Source organism: Enterococcus sp. DIV1639a (assembly GCF_050530445.1).
Lineage (GTDB): Bacteria > Bacillota > Bacilli > Lactobacillales > Enterococcaceae > Enterococcus_B > Enterococcus_B hirae.
In genome coordinates this window covers 2,787,888-2,808,758 of the sequence record NZ_CP172886.1, presented here as the reverse complement: position 1 = coordinate 2,808,758, position 20,871 = coordinate 2,787,888, and the positions used below count along the sequence as shown (strand labels likewise).

Genomic DNA, 20,871 nt, shown 5'->3' with positions numbered 1-20,871 from the left:
TTTGATCGATGTAAATAAATTCGAAAGTATGCAAATAGGTTTGGCTTCTCCCGAAAAAATCAGAAGCTGGTCTTATGGTGAAGTAAAAAAACCTGAGACGATTAACTATCGTACCTTAAAACCTGAACGCGAAGGGTTGTTCTGTGAGCGGATTTTTGGTCCTACGAAAGACTGGGAATGTGCCTGCGGAAAATATAAACGTATCCGTTATAAAGGAATCGTTTGTGACCGATGCGGTGTTGAAGTGACACGTTCAAAAGTTCGTCGTGAACGTATGGGTCACATTGAATTAGCAGCACCTGTTTCACATATCTGGTACTTTAAAGGAATTCCTTCTCGTATGGGACTTGTTTTAGACATGAGTCCTCGTGCCTTAGAAGAAATCATTTATTTTGCTTCATATGTGGTTATCGAACCAGGAAATACCAACTTAGAGAAAAAACAATTGTTGACAGAACGTGAATACCGCGAAAAACGTGAACAATATGGACAAGAATTCCAAGCTGCAATGGGTGCAGAAGCAATCAAACAATTACTAGACAGTGTTGATTTAGATGCTGAAGCAGCTGAATTGAAAGAAGAATTGAAATCTGCTCAAGGGCAAAAACGGACTCGTGCGATCCGCCGTTTGGACATTTTAGAAGCTTTCCGTGCTTCAGGAAATGAACCAAGTTGGATGGTTATGGACGTTATTCCAGTTATTCCACCAGATTTACGACCAATGGTGCAATTAGAAGGTGGACGTTTTGCAACAAGTGATTTGAATGATCTTTACCGTCGAGTAATCAACCGTAATAACCGTTTGAAACGCTTGTTAGATTTGAATGCTCCAGGAATCATCGTCCAAAACGAAAAACGGATGTTACAAGAAGCTGTTGATGCGTTGATCGATAATGGTCGTCGTGGCCGTCCAGTTACTGGACCAGGTAACCGTCCATTGAAATCTCTTTCTCACATGTTGAAAGGGAAACAAGGTCGTTTCCGTCAAAACTTACTTGGTAAACGTGTTGACTATTCAGGCCGTTCCGTTATCGTTGTAGGACCTTTCTTGAAAATGTATCAATGTGGGTTGCCAAAAGAAATGGCGATCGAACTATTTAAACCATTTGTGATGCGTGAATTGGTTCAACGTGAACTAGCTTCTAACATCAAAAATGCGAAACGTAAAATCGAACGTCAAGAAGACGAAGTTTGGGATGTCTTGGAAGACGTAATCAAAGAACACCCAGTATTACTTAACCGGGCACCTACGCTACACAGACTTGGTATCCAAGCATTTGAACCTGTTTTAGTGCAAGGTCGTGCGATTCGTTTGCACCCACTTGTATGTGAAGCTTATAATGCCGACTTTGATGGAGACCAAATGGCCGTTCACGTACCATTGAACGAAGAAGCACAAGCGGAAGCTCGTATGTTGATGCTAGCTGCTCAAAACATCTTGAATCCAAAAGACGGTAAACCAGTTGTAACACCTTCCCAAGATATGGTTTTAGGTAACTACTACCTAACAATGGAAGAAGAAGGTCGTGAAGGCGAAGGAATGGTCTTCCGTGACCAAAACGAAGCTGTGATCGCATGGCGTAACGGCTACGTTCATTTACACTCACGTATCGGTGTGAACCCTAATTCATTAGGTGAAAAACCATTTACTGACTGGCAAAAAGAACGTACGATGATTACAACCGTTGGTAAGATCATCTTTAATGAGATCATGCCTCCAGAGTTCCCTTACTTGAATGAACCAACAGACTTCAACTTAACGGTACAAACACCGGATAAATATTTTGTTGAAGCAGGTACAGATATTCCTGCGCATATCAAAGAGCAAGAATTAGTCTTACCATTCAAGAAGAAAAATCTAGGAAATATCATTGCGGAAGTCTTCAAACGTTTCAAAGTAACTGAAACTTCTAAGATGCTTGACCGAATGAAAGACTTAGGGTATAAACATTCTACACATGCTGGTATCACAGTAGGTATCGCAGATATCAGTGTACTGAATGAAAAACAAGGAATCATCGAAAATGCCCATAAACAAGTTGAAACAATTACAAAACAATTCCGTCGTGGATTGATTACTGATGACGAACGTTATGAACGAGTAATCGCTGTTTGGAATGCTGCTAAAGATAGCATCCAACAAAAACTGATGGAAGGGTTAGAAGCGAAAAACCCAATCTTCATGATGTCTGACTCTGGAGCCCGTGGTAACATCTCCAACTTTACTCAGCTTGCTGGTATGCGTGGACTGATGGCTGCTCCGAATGGTCGAATCATGGAATTACCGATCATCTCAAACTTCCGTGAAGGACTTTCTGTCTTAGAAATGTTTATCTCTACTCACGGGGCTCGTAAAGGGATGACCGATACTGCCTTGAAGACAGCCGATTCAGGTTACTTGACTCGTCGTTTGGTTGACGTTGCCCAAGACGTTATTATTCGTGAAGAAGATTGTGGAACAGACCGCGGTCTTGAAATCCAAGCGATTCGTGAAGGAAACGAAATCATTGAATCATTAGAAGATCGTTTGATCGGTCGTTACACACGTAAAGAAGTACGTGATCCAGAAACGAACGAATTAATCATCGCTGGTAACCAATTGATTTCAGAAGATATTGCAAAACAAATCGTGGATGCAGGTGTGGAAACTGTCACAATCCGTTCTGTCTTCACATGTAACACAAAACATGGTGTCTGCAAACACTGTTATGGACGTAACTTGGCAACTGGATCTGACGTTGAAGTTGGTGAAGCAGTTGGTACGATCGCCGCTCAATCAATCGGAGAACCAGGTACTCAGTTGACAATGCGTACCTTCCATACCGGTGGGGTAGCCGGAGACGATATCACTCAAGGTCTTCCTCGTGTCCAAGAAATTTTTGAAGCACGTAATCCTAAAGGGCAAGCAGTGATCACCGAAGTTACTGGTGACGTCATCGATATCTCAGAAGATGCTTCAACTCGTACAAAAGAAGTAACAATCAAAGGGAAAACCGATACACGTACGTATACAGTTCCTTATACAGCACGTATGAAAGTCGCTGAAGGCGATATGATCCACCGTGGTGCACCATTAACGGAAGGTTCAATCGATCCTAAACAATTGTTACAAGTTCGTGATGTATTATCAGTTGAAAACTACTTGCTGCGTGAAGTACAACGTGTATACCGTATGCAAGGGGTAGAAATCGGCGATAAACATATCGAAGTAATGGTTCGACAAATGTTACGTAAAGTCCGTGTAATGGATCCAGGTGATACGGATATCTTACCAGGTACATTGATGGATATTGCTGACTTCAAAGACCAAAACTACAATACATTGGTAGCTGGAGGCGTACCTGCAACATCTCGCCCAGTCCTACTAGGTATTACAAAAGCATCATTAGAAACAAACAGCTTCTTATCTGCTGCATCCTTCCAAGAAACAACTCGTGTCTTGACTGATGCTGCGATCCGAGGCAAAAAAGATCCTCTTCTTGGTTTGAAAGAAAATGTTATCATCGGTAAAATCATCCCAGCTGGTACTGGTATGGCTCGTTACCGTAACATGGAACCAAAAGAAGTCGGTGTTGCAAGTGAAAATGTTTATAGCATTTCAGACATCGAAGCACAAATGGCTGCAGAAGATGCAATGAATGAACAAACAAAATAATACCTGATGACACCAAACAGAGCTAAGATATTCATCTTAGCTCTGTTTTTTTGTCGTACTAAAGTTGATAGAAACAAACGAATTTGAGAATTTGTTCATTACGGACGAGCATTTTTTCTTATTTTTGTACTTCTAGAAAAATAGGTCCATGAATCATTGAATTGCTTAGCAAAACTTGCTAAAGGTTGCTTTGCTAGATCATTTTTGTTCATCGTTCAGGTGAAACTGCTATGTAGGGGCGGATGGGTTGAGATTTTTTCAGATAATAAGCGATACATAATCGAGTTTGAACCAAACGTTTCAGTAAGTGATGCGAGTGCTTGTTGAGCTTGAAGTATAAAAACTTCTTCTTGTAGTTGGGAATGTGAGGACGAAGGATGTGTGGTATTGAGAATCAATTTTTCAAGTAGATTTTTTGGGTTGTCTTGATCTACTAGCGTACCAGAATTCTTTACTGACTTACTGGGTAAAATTTGTTGAATTTTATCAGTGAAATTATTTTTTTAGGCATAACGTGTCCCCCTGAAGTTAAAAATTTTAGCGGTTGTTAATTCAAAATCTGTGGAAAAGTATAATATAAAAGAACTATCCACAAGGAAAAAGAAAAACCGTTTATTCTCTCTTGTGGAAAAAACAGTTGAGAGGAAAAAGAAAGTTATCCACAAAAGAGAATGAAAATAGGGAAAATTGATAAAAATACCGGGAGGGGGTAAAATGAGTATTTCTTTCAATAAATGTAAAAAATGTGAGAACAATAAATGGCGTTTAGGTTTAAGTCCTAGGAGTATTGTATATACTTTTAAATAGATGGATAAAAAAATCAAATCAATGAAAGATTAGTAAAAAAGAAAATGCTGCAATACTCTACCTTAATAAAGCAAGCAGGTAAGTATAGGAGTATCGATTCTTTGTTTATTCGTTTCGAAGGTAAGCAAAACAGTATCACCCTTTTATAAATCAAGGTATGATGAAAGACAAAGGGGGATTTTATATGACGAAAAAAGCAGTTTTTGCAGGTGGTTGTTTTTGGTGCATGGTCAAACCTTTTGAAACACAGCCAGGAATCATAGCGGTAACCTCTGGCTATACGGGGGGACATGTCCCAAATCCTACCTATGAACAAGTAACCACAGGTACGACAGGTCATACGGAAGCGGTAGAAATCGAGTATGATCCGTCTCTGGTTTCTTATGAACAGTTAGTCGAAATCTACTGGCAACAAACAGACCCAACGGATGCTTTCGGTCAATTTGCTGATCGCGGAGACTCTTATCGACCGGTCATTTATTATAGCAATGAAGAAGAACGTGAAATCGCTGAAGCATCAAAGAAACAACTACAAGAAAGTGGTCGATTCGATCGTCCGATTGTCACAAAAATCGAACCCCGAAGTGAGTTTTATCCCGCTGAGGAGTATCATCAAGACTATTATAAGAAGAATAAAATCCACTATAATCTTTACCGAGAAGGCTCTGGACGAGGGAGTTTTTTACGCAAACATTGGTCTGGAAAATAAGACACATTGCATTTTGAAGAATTTCAGTTAGGGATAAAAGCTGGTCATGCTTTGGCTTGCTGTGAATTTAGTGGTTTTTATAATTTTTAGGTAAAGTTATCTAAGTGTCAATGGATCGGCCATCTGGTTGATCCATTTTTTTATAAATCAAGGTTCATTATCGTTTGTTGAATGACAGCAAGCAGAAAAGATACTAAGCTATCAAAAGCGTACGTAATGAGGCAAATAAGCGAAGTCCGTCAAGTTATTAATCATCATCAGTTAAAAGGCTCGCATCAAGACCGTTGATAACCAATAAGTAGACAACTAATTTACCACACATGAAGGAGAAAAAGTGCGACACTCAAAAAAGGCACAAAAGGTACTCTTTTAGATTTTTTATCGTGAGAGAGAAAAATAAAGAAAAAAAGTAATCCCAATAAACTAGCAAGAAAGAGGAGTTGCATCAGTTGATTGAGAGTTAGACCGCCACTCCAGCTTAAAAGTAATAAAACATCACCTAAACCTAAAAATTCACTCCCGTAACGAGTAAGGAAAAAACTGATCAAGAATAAAACAGCAAAACTAAGCCATTGAAATTCTCCTTTGATCAACCAAGTCATCCATAAGATAAACCAGATAAAATAAAGCGTTCTTCCCTCGATCATCAAATAAAAACTATCCATTAACGAGAGTAAAAAGGCTGACAAAAACCAAAAAATAAGTAACCCGTCTGGGCGCTGTGAAAAATAAAATAGCCAAACAGATAAACAACCACCGATACATTCTGCTATAAAATAAATCGGTGAAAGCTTGCTGCGACAGTTTCGACAACGAAAACGTTGGTAACAGATGGAAAGCAATGGGACCAGTTCATACCAAGCCAATACATGCTGACAGTTGACACAATGAGACCGTGGGTAAATAATAGAGTGTCCTTGTGGCAGGCGTTGTGCCACTAAGCATAAGAACGAACCAATGCAACAACCAATGATAAAATAGAGAAACATAGCGAGGGCCTCCTTTTAAAGAAAGATACGCCAATAACAACCATTTTATTTATTTTTAGTAGAGGTGACAAAATGAAGATTTCGATCGGAGTCGATATCGGTACGACACAAACAAAAGCAGTGGCATTCAACGAGCAAGCTGAAGTCATCGCTTCAGCTTATTTTCTAAATCCGATGATCCAAGAAGCACCAGGAATGGCAGAACAAGACCCAGAATTGATCTTCCACGGTGTATGTACAGTAATCAAAGAAGTCGTCAAACAGTTACCGAAGTCGACAACTATAGAAGTGATTGCATTTTCATCAGCGATGCACAGTTTGATTCTGTTAGATGATAATAAACACCCTTTGACCCGTATGATCACTTGGGCAGATAATCGTGCGAAAACACAAGCTGAAAAACTAAAAAACAGCCAACTAGGGTTTCACTTTTATCAACAAACAGGCACCCCAATCCATCCAATGACGCCACTAGTTAAAATCCATTGGTTAAACGAAACCCAACCAGAACTAACGAAGCAAGTGGCGTATTATGTGAGTATAAAAGAATATATCTTTTTCCGTTTGTTTGGACAATTAGTCTGTGACTACAGTACAGCTTCAGGCACAGGTTATTTTGATATCCATCAATTCAACTGGGTAGAAGAAGCGTTAAATTACTTATCAATCACTCAAGAACAACTACCTACAGTGATGCCGTCAACCACCATACTTAATGGATTATCAAAAGAAATGCAAGAAATATTAGGATTAGAAAATGATATATCATTTGTTTTAGGTGGTGCAGATGGACCGCTATCTAATTTAGGACTGGGAGCTTTTGGCGAAAAGGTAGCTGCGTTAACAGTCGGAACCAGTGGGGCATTAAGATTTATTACAGACAAACCACAACTACATCCCGAGATGGAAACCTTCTGTTATGTACTGGATCGTACACACTGGGTAGTCGGTGGCGCAACAAGTAATGGTGCGGGGATTTTTGATTGGGCAAGTCAAACTTTGATGCAAGAAGTAACTCAATCGGCTATTGATCAAGGCGAAAATCCTTACGATGCCCTTTTCTCAGCAATTACGTTTGTCCCACCAGGAGCGAACGGATTACTCTTTCAGCCCTATTTATTAGGAGAACGAGCTCCTCTATGGGAGGCAGAAGCTTCTGGGAGTTTTTTAGGTTTGCAAAGAGACCACACGGAAAAAGAAATGATGCGAGCCATTTTAGAAGGGATTTGTTTCAATTTAAAAAGGATTTTGACAGGAGTTTGTTCAGAAGATCAATTAACAGAAATCAGGGCTACAGGCGGATTCTCACAATCGCCTGTCTTTCGCCAATTAATGGCTGATGTTTTGGGATATCCTCTCATTTTTCCAGCAGTGTCTGAAGCCTCCGCTTTAGGAGCCGTTTTCTTAGGGTGGCAAAGTATCGGGAAGATCACTGACTTAAGCGAAGCTATAGAAAAAGTACAGCTTGCTTCACAAGTACCAGTTCAACAAACGGTCAAAGAGACATATCAAAAAATCTTTCCGATTTTTGTTGAAACACAAAAACAAGTAGCGGCAACTTATCAGCCTTTAGCACATTTACGTCAAACTTTAAGTACTATGAATGAAAAATAGGATGAAAAAGTAGAATGACGGAATAAGAGAGGAATAGTGTAAGAGCTATCCTGAGATAACAGCTAAAGCAATAGAAAGTCTTTTAAGAAATGATAGGATGAAAATCGTTCTCAACTAATTGGTTTTATTGTACTTTTGTCTCAAAGTTTACTATGCTTTTATTGTAGACAAAAGTTAGGAGGAGAAAAGAAAATGAAATTTCCACAAACAAAAGAAGTATTAAATCAATTAGTTGCAGACTTGAGTCAAATGTCTGTTGTTGTTCACCAAACACATTGGTATATGCGTGGACCAGGTTTCTTGACATTGCACCCAATGATGGATGAATTTATGGATGACTTGAATGAACAATTAGATGAAATCTCAGAGCGTTTGATCACACTAGATGGTTCTCCTTATTCAACCTTACGTGAATTTGCAGACAACACCAATATTCCTGACGAAGTAGGCAATTGGGATCGGACTATTCCAGAACGCTTGGAAATTCTTGTGAAAGGCTACCGCTATTTGGCAGACCTTTACCAAAAAGGAATTGAAGTAGCTGGCGAGGAAGGCGACGACCCAACACAAGATATTTTTATCGAATTTAAAACAGCGACTGAAAAACGAATCTGGATGATTCAAGCTCATTTAGGAAAAGCTCCAGAAATCGATGCGTAAAATGATCATCAGCTGATGATATTATATAATAGTAGAAAAACTGCGAGGGAAGTTATTTTCCTTGCAGTTTTTATTTTAGAAGAGAAAGAAACGTTCTTCGTTCTAAAAAAGAATGAGTGCATCACAAGGATACGGGCAATAAAAACGAAAGTTTTGGATTGCTAAGAAAAAACGTTGACATTAAGGGGATTAGCAGGTAATATGTTAAATGGTATTGTTTGCCCCACAAAGAGCCCCGGAAACTCGAAGTGTATGTCAAACATCAGAACTTAAATTGGAGGAAACTAACGTGCGTACAACATATATGGCCAAACCAGGCGAAGTAGAACGTAAATGGTATGTAGTAGACGCAACTGATGTTCCATTGGGACGTCTTTCAACAGTTGTTGCATCTGTACTACGTGGTAAAAATAAACCAACTTTCACACCTCATTTGGACACTGGCGATTTCGTCATCGTAATCAATGCAGATAAAGTGAAATTAACAGGTAAAAAAGCGACTGATAAAATTTATTACCGTCACAGCAACTACCCAGGAGGATTGAAATCAATCACTGCTGGTGAATTGCGTGCTAAAAATTCTCGTCGTTTGATCGAAACTTCTGTAAAAGGAATGCTTCCTAAAAATACTTTAGGCCGCAAACAATTTACAAAATTGAATGTATACGCTGGAGCTGAGCATCCACATGCAGCACAACAACCAGAAGTTTTAGACATTACAAACTTAATCTAATAGGAGGGAATTTCATTGGCACAAGTTCAATATATCGGCACAGGCCGTCGTAAAAATGCAGTTGCTCGTGTACGTTTAGTACCAGGAACTGGTAAAATTACTGTAAACAAAAAAGATGTTGAAGAATACATTCCACATGCTGACTTGCGTGAAGTAATCAATCAACCTTTCGCTGTTACTGAAACAAAAGGCGCTTATGACGTATTTGTTAACGTAAACGGCGGAGGCTACGCTGGACAATCAGGAGCTATCCGTCATGGTATCGCTCGTGCATTGCTAGAAGTTGATCCTGACTTCCGTCTAGCTCTTAAACGTGCTGGCTTACTTACTCGTGACGCACGTATGGTTGAACGTAAAAAACCAGGTCTTAAGAAAGCTCGTAAAGCTTCACAGTTCTCAAAACGTTAAGACTACTATTATATCAACGTTTCAGACACTTTCCAAATTTTGGAGAGTGTCTTTTTTGTACTTTTAGGTATAGAAATGGGTATGATTTTTTTAAACCTGCCATTCATTTTCCGTTTTTTACTTCTGCTAATCATTGTTCAAATTTTTCATAAGTGGATAGATTGATAATTTAGTAGTTATCTTAGGAATGTTTGGAGTATATAAGTAATGATAGATGTAATTACTTGCTTCTATAAGTGTATACGCAGATAGTATTTTTAAAGTATCTATTTAATAAAATGAATATTATCAGTGCAATAAATAGTGTTTAATTATTTTACAAATTATCTAACCACTGAAGAAAATCAGAAGAGTATATAAAATAAATAAGTTAGTAAGGACAATTTGATTTTTTGGATTATTCTTGATATGATGATGGTGCGAAGCGATATTAATTTTTACCAATGGAACACAAAAACCACTCTACGGCGAATAGAGTGGTTTTCTTTTACAATCGTTGCGACTTCGAATGTGTGGGTTAGAAGCAACTTGCTATTAGTCATTGTCTTTCTCATCTAACCAGTGAGAAATTATAGGAAGTGAACTTAAAGTTTATGTAGAAGGAATTGTTATTGAAGTAGTCTTATTCTAATTTAAACATATTTTTTGGTACATCTATATGTATGAAAGTCTTAAATTGTGATGAAATCCATTAAAACCGTACCTGTTAAAAAGTTGCTCAATCTATTGCTGTTATAGGGTTTCACAACGTCTTCAAAATCTTTGTCACAGAACCAGGTTAAAGCTTCACAGTTCTCAAAACGTTAATTGCTGGAGTCGTTGCGAATTTATTCGCTTACGAATACAGTATGGGACGGAGATTTTGAGAGAAATCGGGTACCAGTCCATTGTATCGTTTCAAGGCACTTTCCATTTTTGGAAGGTGTCTTTTTTCATTTTGAATCATAAAAAAGTTGTCGTGAGTTTTACTGACATCAAAAAGTATAGGGTCATAATAATCTGTTCCACATTAAAGTGGAACAGATTACGTATTTATCTTTAGGGAGAAAAACTCTATGATATAGACAAGGAAAACGTTTTCTGAGGTGATGATGGATGTTATCAAAGCGCGAGAGTCAGTTAATTGAATTACTTTTAGAGGAGGAGAATTTTCAACCAGCAAGTTTCTTTAGTGAAAAACTCAATGTTTCGAATAAAACAATTTATCAAGATATTCAGAAGCTTGGACAGTTCTTGAATCGTTTTGAGTTAAAAATTGAAAAAAAACCTCGCATTGGGATTTACCTAATTGGAACATCAACTAAAAAAAATGATGCCAAAATATTTATCACTAGTAAAGAAGCTATGTCAACAGAGGTAAAGTATAGTTCAAATTATCGGAGAGTGTACTTATTCGCCAATCTAATTTTTAAAACGGATAAAAAAAGATATGAGTATTTTGAAAAAAAGTTTTTTGTCAGTATTGCAACTTTACGTAAGGACTATGAGGAAATCATCAAATATTGTCGGTTAGCTGGGATTAGGATTACTTCAAATCATGTAATAGACACACAAAAAACACCTGAAGAGTTGATCCAGCGGACATTTGTCAATTATTTTGAAAAAAACATCGGTGTAGGGAATGAAAAGTGTCAATATCACTTTGTTTTTGATCAAGCGATGGTTCAGTTTGTGGATGATTTTGTAAAAAATTTTTACCAACAGTCTAAGCAGCAACCAACAAATTATATTGTCCATTCACTCAAACTTTCGTTGTTAACTTTGATTGGTCGAGTAAAGCATGGCTACCATTCACAAACAAATAAAAATCCTTTGTTTGTCGAAATAAAGAAAATGGAATTATATATGGTGGCACTAGATTTTTCAAATGGGGTCAAAGATGAATTGAATTGTTCCTTTACGATAAATGATCTTTACTTTATTTGTTCGTTGTTTATGGGACATGGAGTGAGACCGTTTGTGAATCTGGCAACCCATAGTCAACAAATCATGGAGACCACCAAACAATTCATTCAAGATATGTCGACACTGGTTGAGAAGGATTTGGAGCAAGATAGTCAGCTGCTTCAATCTCTATTTGCCCATATTGAGCCAATGGTTTATCGGTTGCAAATGGGGATTACCATTAAAAATCCTTTAAAAGAGGATATCATTCGACAATACAGCACAATGTATACGCTAACAACTTACTGTATTCCAAAATTGGAAAAAGCAATGGGAATCAGAGTAACGGATGATGAAATTACTTTTTTGACTATTCATTTTCAGTTAGCTTTTGAAAAAATTGTGAATACGAAGCATGTTTTTCTTATTTGTCCAACGGGGTTGGGAACTTCGCAATTATTATTTCAGCGTATTCGTCATAGTTCTCCTAGCACCGTAGTCTATGAAGTGATTGATGTTCAAAAGTTGCAGGCTTACAACTTAGATAGTGTCGATTTGATTATTTCAACAGTCAAATTGGAAAATGAGTATCAAACGCCGATTATTTATGTTCGACCATTACCAACGAAAGAAGAAATTGCATTGATTAATCGTCATCTTCTTACCTTGAATCAACAAGACAATACATTTTTACCATCCATTGCACCGGATAAAACGATTTTAAAGAAATATTTGAAGGATGGTTGGATGTTCTTGAATCAAGATTTTGATAGTAGAGAATCTGTACTTTCTTTCATCACTGAGAAATATAAAGAAGAACAATTAGTAAAGGATAATTTTCTTGAGGTTGTACTTCAAAGAGAAAAACTAGGAGCTACCGGACTTTCATCAGGCGTAGCCATCCCACATGCAAATCCTAAATATGTAGTCAAAACAAAAATTTCTATTATCACTCTAAAAAACAAAATTACTTGGGGAGATGTGGATATAAGGGTTGTTTTATTCTTAGCGATTGCAGAAGAAGATATGATTCAAGTGAAAAATATGATTGCACTACTTTACGATGTCTTTGTCTCACCTGAGAGAATAAAAAGTATTGCAAGTAAAGAAACAAGGAATGAGATTATTAACGAAATTATAGGAAAGAGGAAGTAAGATGACGAGTTATTTTGGAAAGAAAATTGCATTATTTCAATCTGAGGTAAAGAGTCAGAAGGAAGCTTTATCAATTATTGCAACTTGTCTATATCAAACAGGTTTAGTGAAGGATTCGTTTGCAGAGAATGTACTGAAAAGAGAAGAAGTGTTTCCTACTGGCTTATTAATCAATGATGTTGGGATTGCTATACCACATACGGATGCAGAACACGTGAATGATTCTCAAATTGCATTTATGTCATTGAAAACACCAGTAACTTTTTATGAAATGGGAACTGCAGATAAGGAAATTTCAGTCAGCTTGATCTTCATGTTAGCGTTGAAAGAACCACATGCACAGTTAGAAATGTTACAGAAGTTAATTACGATGTTTCAAAAAAAAGAGGTGGTTCAAAAACTTCAAGCTGTAAATAATACAGAGGAGTATTATCAAATTATTGAAAAAGAAGGATTCGTTTAATAACCATTTTGAGGGGGAGCATTATGTTAGATTTATTACAAAAATTTGTTGATCTCGGATCAATCGTTGTATTGCCAATCTTAATTTTTGTTTTTGGTTTGATTTTAGGAACGAAACCAAGTAAGGCTTTTATTTCAGCATTAACGGTTGGTGTTGGATTTGTCGGGTTGAATTTAGTTATCGATTTATTGACCAATAGCTTAGGACCAGCAGCACAAGCGATGGTTGAACGTTTTGGACTAAACTTAACAACCATTGACGTTGGTTGGCCGGCAGCAGCTGCGATTTCTTATGGAACCGTTTTAGGTAGTTTGGCGATTCCAGTAGCTATCGTAGTCAATGTGTTATTAATTATTGTTGGCTTAACAAAAACACTGAATGTTGATATTTGGAATATCTGGCATGCAGCATTTGTTGCTTCACTTGTCTACGCAGTAACGAATGACTTTGCAATGGGCATGTTGGCAACGGTTATTTATACAATGATGATTTTATTGTTTGGCGATATTTTAGGACCAATCATCAATAAATTCTATGGATTTCCAAATATTACCTTCCCACACGGAACAGCAGCACCCGGGTTTGTTTTTGCCTTACCTTTAAATTGGTTATTCGATAGGATTCCAGGATTGAAAGATTGGCATGCAGATCCAGAAACGATTCAAAAACGGTTTGGCATCTTTGGTGATTCAACAGTCATGGGCTTTTTAATTGGTTTGGTTATGGGGATTTTAGCTGGCTATGATGTTGCGGGAATTGGACAATTAGCGGTGAAAACTGGTGCTGTAATGGTCTTAATGCCTAAAATGGTGGCACTTTTAATGGAAGGCTTAACACCTATTTCAGAATCAGCAAATTCATTTGTTCAAAAACGTTTCCCAGGAAGAGAATTATATATCGGGATGGATGCCGCATTGTCAGTAGGGCACCCAGCTGTGTTGTCTTCTTCGTTAATCTTAGTCCCAATCACGATTTTATTAGCAGTGATTTTACCAGGGAACACAACCTTGCCTTTCGGTGATTTGGCAACTATTCCATTCTTAGTTTGTTTGATGGCGGCTGTCTTTGGTGGAAACATTATTCGAACAATCTTAGGTGGGACGATCTACATGGTCACCATTTTATACATCACTTCATGGGTGGCACCATTTTTAACAAAAGCAGCACAAGCGGCAAACTTTGATTTACAAGGACATTCATCAGTAACTGCGATGGCAGAAGGTGGACTGTGGACAACACTTCTATACGTGGGTGGTGCAAAACTATTTGGTTACTTTGCCCTAGTCGGAATTGGTCTGATTATTACAGGTTTACTATTCTACGTGAATCGCATTTTACCTAAAAGAGCAGCTAAACAAACTGAAACTTAATACAAAATAGGAGAGATGACAGATGAAAAAATTATTAATTATGTGCGGAACAGGTGTGGCTACTTCAACAGTGGTAACAGGAAAAGTAAAAGAATGGTTGAAATCAAAAGGACTCGAAAATGAAGTGAAACTATATCAATCAAAAGTTGCTGATGAGATTGGTAAAATTGATGACTACGATATTGTGGTCAGTACGACCGTGGTTCCTGACAACATTAAAGATAAAGTAATTATGGGGCTTCCTTTATTAACCGGAATTGGCATTGATGGGTTGTTTGACGAAATTGAAGCGAAGATTAAAGCCTAAAAAATACTTGAAAAGAAGGTAATCAAATGTTAGTTACAACGAAAGAGATGTTTGAAAAAGCACAAAAAGAAAACTATGCGATTCCGGCAGCGAACTTTTTTGATTTAGATTCTGCAAGAACCTTTGTAGAGGTTGCAGAAAAAATGCAAAAGCCATTAATTTTAGCCTTTGCACAAGCGCATATCGAAGAATGTCCTCTTGAAGAGGCAGCGTTAATTGCAACATATTTAGCCAAAAAAGCAAGTGTTCCAGTAGCACTTCATTTGGATCATGGACAAGATGAGGAAATCATCAAGCAAGCAATCGAGCTTGGGTTCACTTCTGTGATGATAGATGCTTCGCAGGATGAGATTGAAACAAATATTCGTCGTTCAAAAGCAGTTGCGGAATATGCTCATGAAAGAGGCGTTGTGGTAGAGGCTGAGATTGGACACGTGGGAACGGGAAATAGTTATGAATTTAAGGAAACCACGGACACCATTTATACCGAAGTGGAAGAAGCAGCACGTTTTGCGAAAGAAACCGGCGTCGATTCATTGGCAGTTTCGATAGGTACGGCTCATGGGCAATACAAAGGAACACCGAAAATCAGCTTTGAGCGGTTGGAAGAAATTAAAAATGAAGTTTCAATTCCATTAGTGTTGCATGGGGGCTCATCATCTGGTGATGAAAATCTCCACAAATGTGCTGTTTCAGGGATCAATAAAATTAATATCTTTACTGATTTTATCACAGCAGCAATGGATGTAATTAACGAAGAAAAACCTGAGGATTATTTTACACTTAAACGATTAGCGAACCAAGCGATTGCGGATACGTTATCGCATTATTACGAAGTATTTGCAACAAAATAGAGGAGGGTTCTCATGAGAACAGTAAGAAAACCATTTTTTGTGGTTAATCCTAAATCTTATTTGTATGGTGAACAGGCATTGGAACTAGCAAAAACAGCGGATCAATTAGCTGCTGCATACGACATTGATATCATTTTTACTTGTCAACATGTTGATGTTCGGCTAATTAAGGAAGAGACAACGCAGTTGATTGTGAGTGTTCAACATATCGATGGGATAGTCCCTGGTAGAGGGATGGGACACGTTTTACCCGAAGGCGTTGCAGCGGCTGGAGCAGAAGCGACCTTCCTGAATCATGCAGAACGTCCTTTATCGGTTAGTGAGCTGTGTGATGCCGTCAAGCGAGCAAAGGAACTTGGTCTATTGACTATTGTCTGTGCGAATTCTTTAGAAGAGGCGAAGCTCGTAGCTTCATTGAAGCCGGATGTAATGGTTTGTGAGCCTACGGAATTAATAGGCACAGGTCAAGCAAGTGACATTTCTTATATGATTCAAACCAATGAAGCTGTACGCAAGATGGATCCTGAAATTTTTGTTCTGCAGGCAGCAGGGATTTCAACGGTAGCAGATGTTCGCAAAGCACTTGATTCGGGGGCTGATGCAACGGGTGGAACCAGCGGGATTGTTTGTGCCAAAGATCCTGTGGACACATTGAAAGCGATGATTGAAGAAGTAAGTAAATGGAAAAAGGAGCAATCGACAAAATGATAACTTATACTGAGCAACTTGTTTTGACTTCAAATGGACAGCGAGTGACGTATCATAATATTACCGAACAAGTAAAAGAAATTGTGGCAAAAAGTGGGATAAAAAATGGCATTTGTCTTGTTCAGTCGCCACATACTACTTGTTCAGTTATTTTTGAGGAATTCATGCACGATTTGGATTTTAATGGGGATGAATTTTTACAGGTTGATTTAAATCGGATTCTTGATCGGATCATTCCTCGAGAATTAACGGAAAATACCGATTATCGTTATCCTGGTCCGAAGCATCTTGATTTCTTGCTGTCCTTAGATGATCCAGACTATGCTGGTGATGCTGGAACGATTTTAAATGGAGATGCACATATCCGAGCATCATTCTTCGGAGCAAGTGAAAATTTCATTGTCAAAGAGGAAACATTAATGACAGGAGCTGTCGGCTCGATTTATTTCATTGATTTTGATCAAAACCGTGTTAGAAATCGAAAATGCCATATTTTAGTAATGGGTGAATAGAAAAGTAATAAGAAACAAACATTTGGGAAACTAATTGAATGATCACACCTATAAAAATTAATACGAAAGATAATAGTTAGTTCATTCCATTTTTTTGGTTAAACTACTAAAATTCATCATAGAGAATACTATAGGGAAACAAAAACTATTTAGTTTAGAAAAAGTATAGCCAGTTATCTGATCGGTAAATAAGATCATTGGGAAGACCTTGCTTAAGGCGTTCTTCTCAGTGATCTTAATTTATTGTTATTTAAATCCATCCTTGCTTTATTGCAAAATTTATCGCTTCAATTCGTGAACGTGATGCTGTTTTGCTTAGAATAGCAGAGATGTAATTACGTACAGTTCCCTCACTCAAAAATAGAGTTTGGGCAATTTGTTGGGTGCTGATGCCGGTTTTCAGCAACGTTAAAATTTCAAGCTCTCTTGGGGTTAAAGGATTTTTTTGAGTTATGAATGATTGAATAACCAATTCAGGTGAAAAAATCGTATCACCCGCCATGATTGAGCGGATCGAACGAATAAGTTCTTCACTGGGACTATCTTTTAGCATATAACCGTTGACATTGTTCTGTAAAGCTTGCTGAAAATAGTGTTCTTGCGCAAAGGTAGTCAGAACCATAATTTTCACATCCTGTTTCAATAAACGAAGTTGCTTAGCAATTTCCAAGCCAGTCAATTTAGGCATTTCAATGTCTAATAAAACGATATTTGGTTTCAATTTGATGATGTCAGATAATGCCGTATCACCATCTGTTGCAGAACCAATAACTTCAAAATCTGTTTCAAGATTCAAAATCATCGTTAATGCAGTGTTCAATAATTGTTGATCCTCTGCCAAATACAATTTAATCATGCTCATTCTCCTTAGGCAACGAAATGACAATCTTTACTCCTTGTGTTCCAGTGATCGTCAACTGTCCTTTTTCAGTTTGAATCCGTTCTTTCATTCCGCTGATTCCATAGCCGGTTGATTTTAGTTGAGTGAATCCTTGTCCATTATCTTGAATGGTAATAAAATAGGTGTCTATATTCTCGGTAAAATCAATCATCGCAATACTAGCTTTGCTGTGACGAATCATATTTGTGATGGCTTCTTTAATAACTGCGGATACTGTATGTTGAATGTTCGTCGGCCATTTTTCGGCTAGTTCCTCTCCTACAGAATGAAGCTGAATATTGGTAAGGACTAAATTTTTTTCTTCTTCTAGCATCGTTTGGGCAATTGTTCGCTCTTGTAAATTTGAAACGATCCCACGAACTAATGATAAGTTTTTTCGGGAAGTCTCAGCAATATCATGTAATTCATTGGTTGCTTGGCGTGAATCAATTGCTATTAATTTCTCCGCTAATTCAGCCTTTAATGAAATGATGGAAAACGCTTGGCCTAAATGATCATGGAGATCACGAGCAATACGATCTCGTTCATTTTGGCGCACAACTGCTTCTAAACGTTTATTTTGTTGGTTGAGGCGATAGATCCGCCGATAAGATTCCCCTACCGACTTAGCTGCTAGTGGTGTAATAATAGCAGCTATGATAGTGATACCTACATTAATGTAACTGGATGAATGGGTGAAACGAGTGGTCCACAACATAGCGCCAAGACTAATCATGACGCTTACATAATAACCAGTCAAATAATGATAGAATAAACGTTTGGTTACTGGCAGGGAGCCAATCTCCCAGGCAACGAAAATAAAGAGATATCCATTTTTTTGAAAGATACCAAATAAGCAGGCAATCAATAATTGAAGGAAAACGTCCCATGTTAAAAATTTATGAACTTCATAGCCATCTCGGTAAGCTTTTAAAAAAATAACTAAAAGTAATATAAATAACCAGTCAAACCAAGAAGTAAGGGGGAACAATGAATAGATCGTCGGTATTAAAAATACTAACCAGAAATAAGGTGCAATGCCGAATCGTTTTGGGAAAAATATGTGCTTTTCGAAAAAACTCATATGGTAGAAACCTCACTTTTACTTTGAAAAAAGACGACTACTTTGAACAGTACGAATAAAATGATCGTCCAAACTAAGAGTACCCCAAAACTAACAAAATTAAAACGTTGATAATTGATAAATCTTCTTAAAATTACAGCTGTTTGATAAGTTGGTAGCCAGTGTCCAACCTTTTGTACCCATGGGGGCATTATGCTAAGTGGCCACCATAGTCCGCTTAAAATTGCCATGGGAAAAACGATGAGATTACTAAGCAAATTTACTACATTATCTGAACCTAATAGAGAGATGATCATTCCAATCAATATAAGTGGGAATGATAACAATGGAACGAGGAATAAAAGACCTATTAAATGAAACCAATTAATTGTTAGCTGATTTACTAAAATTCCAGTCATTATTAGTGCCAAAACCGAAAGTATATTTAACGATAGAAAGACGATTAACATCGATAGATAATATTGTGATTTTGAACCTGGACGTAGTGCTACAAATAAATCGAACTTTCTAGTATGATCTTCTAACAGAGTATGTGCGACTGTCATAACAGAACTAATCAATGAGCTATACACAATCATACTAATCATATAAGCGATATTCCATGTTTTCGAAGCTACTGGTTGTGTTATTACCTGAGTAAATATAAGGTAAAAGCCTGTTGGCATGGCGATACTGAATAAGAGGAAGCGCAAGTTACGGAATACGATGCGTTTATAGTTGATTTGAACTTGAAACAAGAATTTTTTCATTTACTGCTACCTCCAATTACTTTTTGAAATAAAGAAGCCAACGAATTTTGCTGAATGGCTAATTCGTCTAATTGATTAAGATAAGGAATTAAAGCTTCCATCACTACGTTTGGCTCATCAGTTATTAATTGAATATGCTGATTAGTTTTTAAACATTCTTTAACAGCTGAAATAGATGTGAATGTTTCTTTTGGTAATGGAGTGGTAAATTGGATGGTTATATGACCACTTTTTTTCCGCAATGATTTCAAGGTACCATCGTATACTAACCTAGTATCTTTTAAAATAAGGATTCGATCTGCAATCTGATCTAGTTCCTCCAGATAATGGTTAGTGATAAAAAAAGTCTTTCCATTTTGCTTCAAACGGTCAATACTTTCCCAGAATGATTGTCGACTATTACTATCCATTCCAGCAGTCGGCTCATCTAAAAAAATTAGTTGAGGGTTTCCTGCCATAGTTGTTGCAAAAGTCAACCGACGTTTTTGTCCGCCAGACAATTGATCTAAGTAACACTTCTCTTTTTCTTTTAAGTTGGCTAAGCGAATCAAGGCTTCATAAGATAATGGGTTGTGATAGTAACTACGAGCAAGATTTAAACACTCTTTGACGGTGACTCGTTCGAGTGATAAGTTTTGTTGCAACATTACACCGACTTTGTCACGGACTTTCCTGATATCTTGGGTTCCCATCACATAAGTAGTCCCTGAATTTGGTTGAATCAATTGGTTAAGTAGATTGATCAGAGTGGATTTTCCTGCACCATTTTCTCCTAATAGTGCGACAGTCTCTCCGGGTGCAATCTGAAATGAGATATTATCTAAAACGGTTGTCCTGTTATACACCTTCGATAAGTTTTGTACATCGATTATTGGATTCATATTCTTTCCTCCTGCTGATGTTATCTTAACTATTTTTTGAGTTGTAAAACAGTCATGGATGTCATCAGTTGGACATGACAATTGTCATGTCTAAAGAACACAGAAATGTAGACTGCTGATTGAATAGTCAAAAAGTTGTTATTATTAATTAAGAAGTGGAGAAAAGCTAAACTACCTTGTTGATTTTTCATTATGGAAACTCTTTTCACTTATATCTACTATTAAATTTCGCTAATTTTGATGTGAGGGAGACCTTTTGTTACTTGGAAATCAACTGATTTTTTTTGGAAATTTGTGATTCAGGGGGCACGTAAATTACTTTTATCAGACGTTCTACGGTATAATAAATGACGAACATGTTTCATTCATTTTCCTCTTATAACCAATTGAAAGCGTTTATATTTTTGATTCAAGAAAGATACTTAGGTGATTGGAGTATACTTTCGTTG

Annotated in this window: 18 protein-coding genes; 13 read left to right on the top strand and 5 right to left on the bottom strand. The window is 37.4% G+C overall.

All coding sequences use genetic code 11. The features are described 5' to 3' along the window. Position 1 precedes the first annotated feature (1 nt). On the top strand, positions 2–3,655 hold the full coding sequence (gene rpoC / locus IGJ32_RS12925) for a DNA-directed RNA polymerase subunit beta' (RefSeq protein ID WP_010720683.1): 3,654 nt from the start codon (positions 2–4) through the stop codon (positions 3,653–3,655). A 991-nt stretch (positions 3,656–4,646) separates the two neighbouring features. Further along, positions 4,647–5,171 carry a peptide-methionine (S)-S-oxide reductase MsrA gene (gene msrA / locus IGJ32_RS12920; RefSeq protein WP_010720682.1) on the top strand — a complete coding sequence of 175 codons (525 nt, stop codon included), beginning with the start codon at positions 4,647–4,649 and terminating at the stop codon, positions 5,169–5,171. 311 nt (positions 5,172–5,482) lie between these two features. Here the strand turns inward: msrA and IGJ32_RS12915 are convergent, their stop codons facing one another. Beyond that, positions 5,483–6,160, bottom strand: coding sequence for a prepilin peptidase (locus IGJ32_RS12915; protein ID WP_342081979.1), 678 nt, complete (start codon positions 6,158–6,160; stop codon positions 5,483–5,485). 72 nt (positions 6,161–6,232) lie between these two features. Between IGJ32_RS12915 and IGJ32_RS12910 the strand changes: the two genes are divergently transcribed. The 11 genes from IGJ32_RS12910 to IGJ32_RS12860 all read left to right on the top strand — a co-directional run bounded on the left by IGJ32_RS12910 (position 6,233) and on the right by IGJ32_RS12860 (position 16,828). After that, on the top strand, positions 6,233–7,774 hold the full coding sequence (locus IGJ32_RS12910; protein WP_342081978.1) for a gluconokinase: 1,542 nt from the start codon (positions 6,233–6,235) through the stop codon (positions 7,772–7,774). A gap of 192 nt (positions 7,775–7,966) precedes the next feature. Then, on the top strand, positions 7,967–8,434 hold the full coding sequence (locus IGJ32_RS12905) for a Dps family protein (protein ID WP_010720679.1): 468 nt from the start codon (positions 7,967–7,969) through the stop codon (positions 8,432–8,434). Between the two features lie 304 nt (positions 8,435–8,738). After that, on the top strand, positions 8,739–9,167 hold the full coding sequence (rplM, locus tag IGJ32_RS12900; protein ID WP_034686358.1) for a 50S ribosomal protein L13: 429 nt from the start codon (positions 8,739–8,741) through the stop codon (positions 9,165–9,167). A 15-nt stretch (positions 9,168–9,182) separates the two neighbouring features. Beyond that, positions 9,183–9,575, top strand: a complete 393-nt coding sequence (rpsI, locus tag IGJ32_RS12895) for a 30S ribosomal protein S9 (protein ID WP_002287505.1) — start codon at positions 9,183–9,185, stop codon at positions 9,573–9,575. A gap of 1,095 nt (positions 9,576–10,670) precedes the next feature. After that, positions 10,671–12,614 (top strand): BglG family transcription antiterminator, encoded by a 1,944-nt coding sequence (locus tag IGJ32_RS12890; protein ID WP_342081977.1) that lies wholly within the window; start codon positions 10,671–10,673, stop codon positions 12,612–12,614. Position 12,615: 1 nt separating this feature from the next. Next, entirely contained in the window at positions 12,616–13,077 is a 462-nt protein-coding gene (locus IGJ32_RS12885; RefSeq protein ID WP_342081976.1) for a PTS sugar transporter subunit IIA, read from the top strand. A gap of 23 nt (positions 13,078–13,100) precedes the next feature. Continuing rightward, entirely contained in the window at positions 13,101–14,447 is a 1,347-nt protein-coding gene (locus IGJ32_RS12880; protein ID WP_342081975.1) for a PTS galactitol transporter subunit IIC, read from the top strand. 22 nt (positions 14,448–14,469) lie between these two features. Continuing rightward, a complete protein-coding gene (locus tag IGJ32_RS12875; protein WP_010720673.1) occupies positions 14,470–14,754 on the top strand; it encodes a PTS sugar transporter subunit IIB in 285 nt (94 codons plus the stop codon). A 26-nt stretch (positions 14,755–14,780) separates the two neighbouring features. Beyond that, positions 14,781–15,608: a class II fructose-bisphosphate aldolase gene (locus IGJ32_RS12870; RefSeq protein ID WP_081128970.1), complete on the top strand. Its 828-nt coding sequence runs from the start codon at positions 14,781–14,783 to the stop codon at positions 15,606–15,608. Between the two features lie 12 nt (positions 15,609–15,620). Further along, positions 15,621–16,316 (top strand): triose-phosphate isomerase, encoded by a 696-nt coding sequence (locus IGJ32_RS12865; RefSeq protein ID WP_342081973.1) that lies wholly within the window; start codon positions 15,621–15,623, stop codon positions 16,314–16,316. Further along, entirely contained in the window at positions 16,313–16,828 is a 516-nt protein-coding gene (locus IGJ32_RS12860) for a YjbQ family protein (RefSeq protein ID WP_034700170.1), read from the top strand. Before IGJ32_RS12865 ends, IGJ32_RS12860 begins: the two co-directional genes overlap by 4 nt. Before the next feature lie 250 nt (positions 16,829–17,078). Here IGJ32_RS12860 and IGJ32_RS12855 read toward each other — a convergent pair whose 3' ends face one another. From IGJ32_RS12855 to IGJ32_RS12840, 4 genes are read right to left on the bottom strand one after another with little or no spacing between them, the layout of a single operon-like run. Then, entirely contained in the window at positions 17,079–17,684 is a 606-nt protein-coding gene (locus IGJ32_RS12855; protein WP_010737241.1) for a response regulator transcription factor, read from the bottom strand. Continuing rightward, entirely contained in the window at positions 17,677–18,792 is a 1,116-nt protein-coding gene (locus tag IGJ32_RS12850; protein ID WP_094940713.1) for a sensor histidine kinase, read from the bottom strand. Before IGJ32_RS12850 ends, IGJ32_RS12855 begins: the two co-directional genes overlap by 8 nt. Further along, positions 18,789–19,541 (bottom strand): ABC transporter permease, encoded by a 753-nt coding sequence (locus tag IGJ32_RS12845; protein ID WP_063627659.1) that lies wholly within the window; start codon positions 19,539–19,541, stop codon positions 18,789–18,791. The genes IGJ32_RS12850 and IGJ32_RS12845 overlap by 4 nt, the downstream gene beginning before the upstream one ends. Continuing rightward, positions 19,538–20,422, bottom strand: a complete 885-nt coding sequence (locus tag IGJ32_RS12840) for an ABC transporter ATP-binding protein (protein WP_373169216.1) — start codon at positions 20,420–20,422, stop codon at positions 19,538–19,540. Before IGJ32_RS12840 ends, IGJ32_RS12845 begins: the two co-directional genes overlap by 4 nt. Positions 20,423–20,871 lie beyond the last annotated feature (449 nt).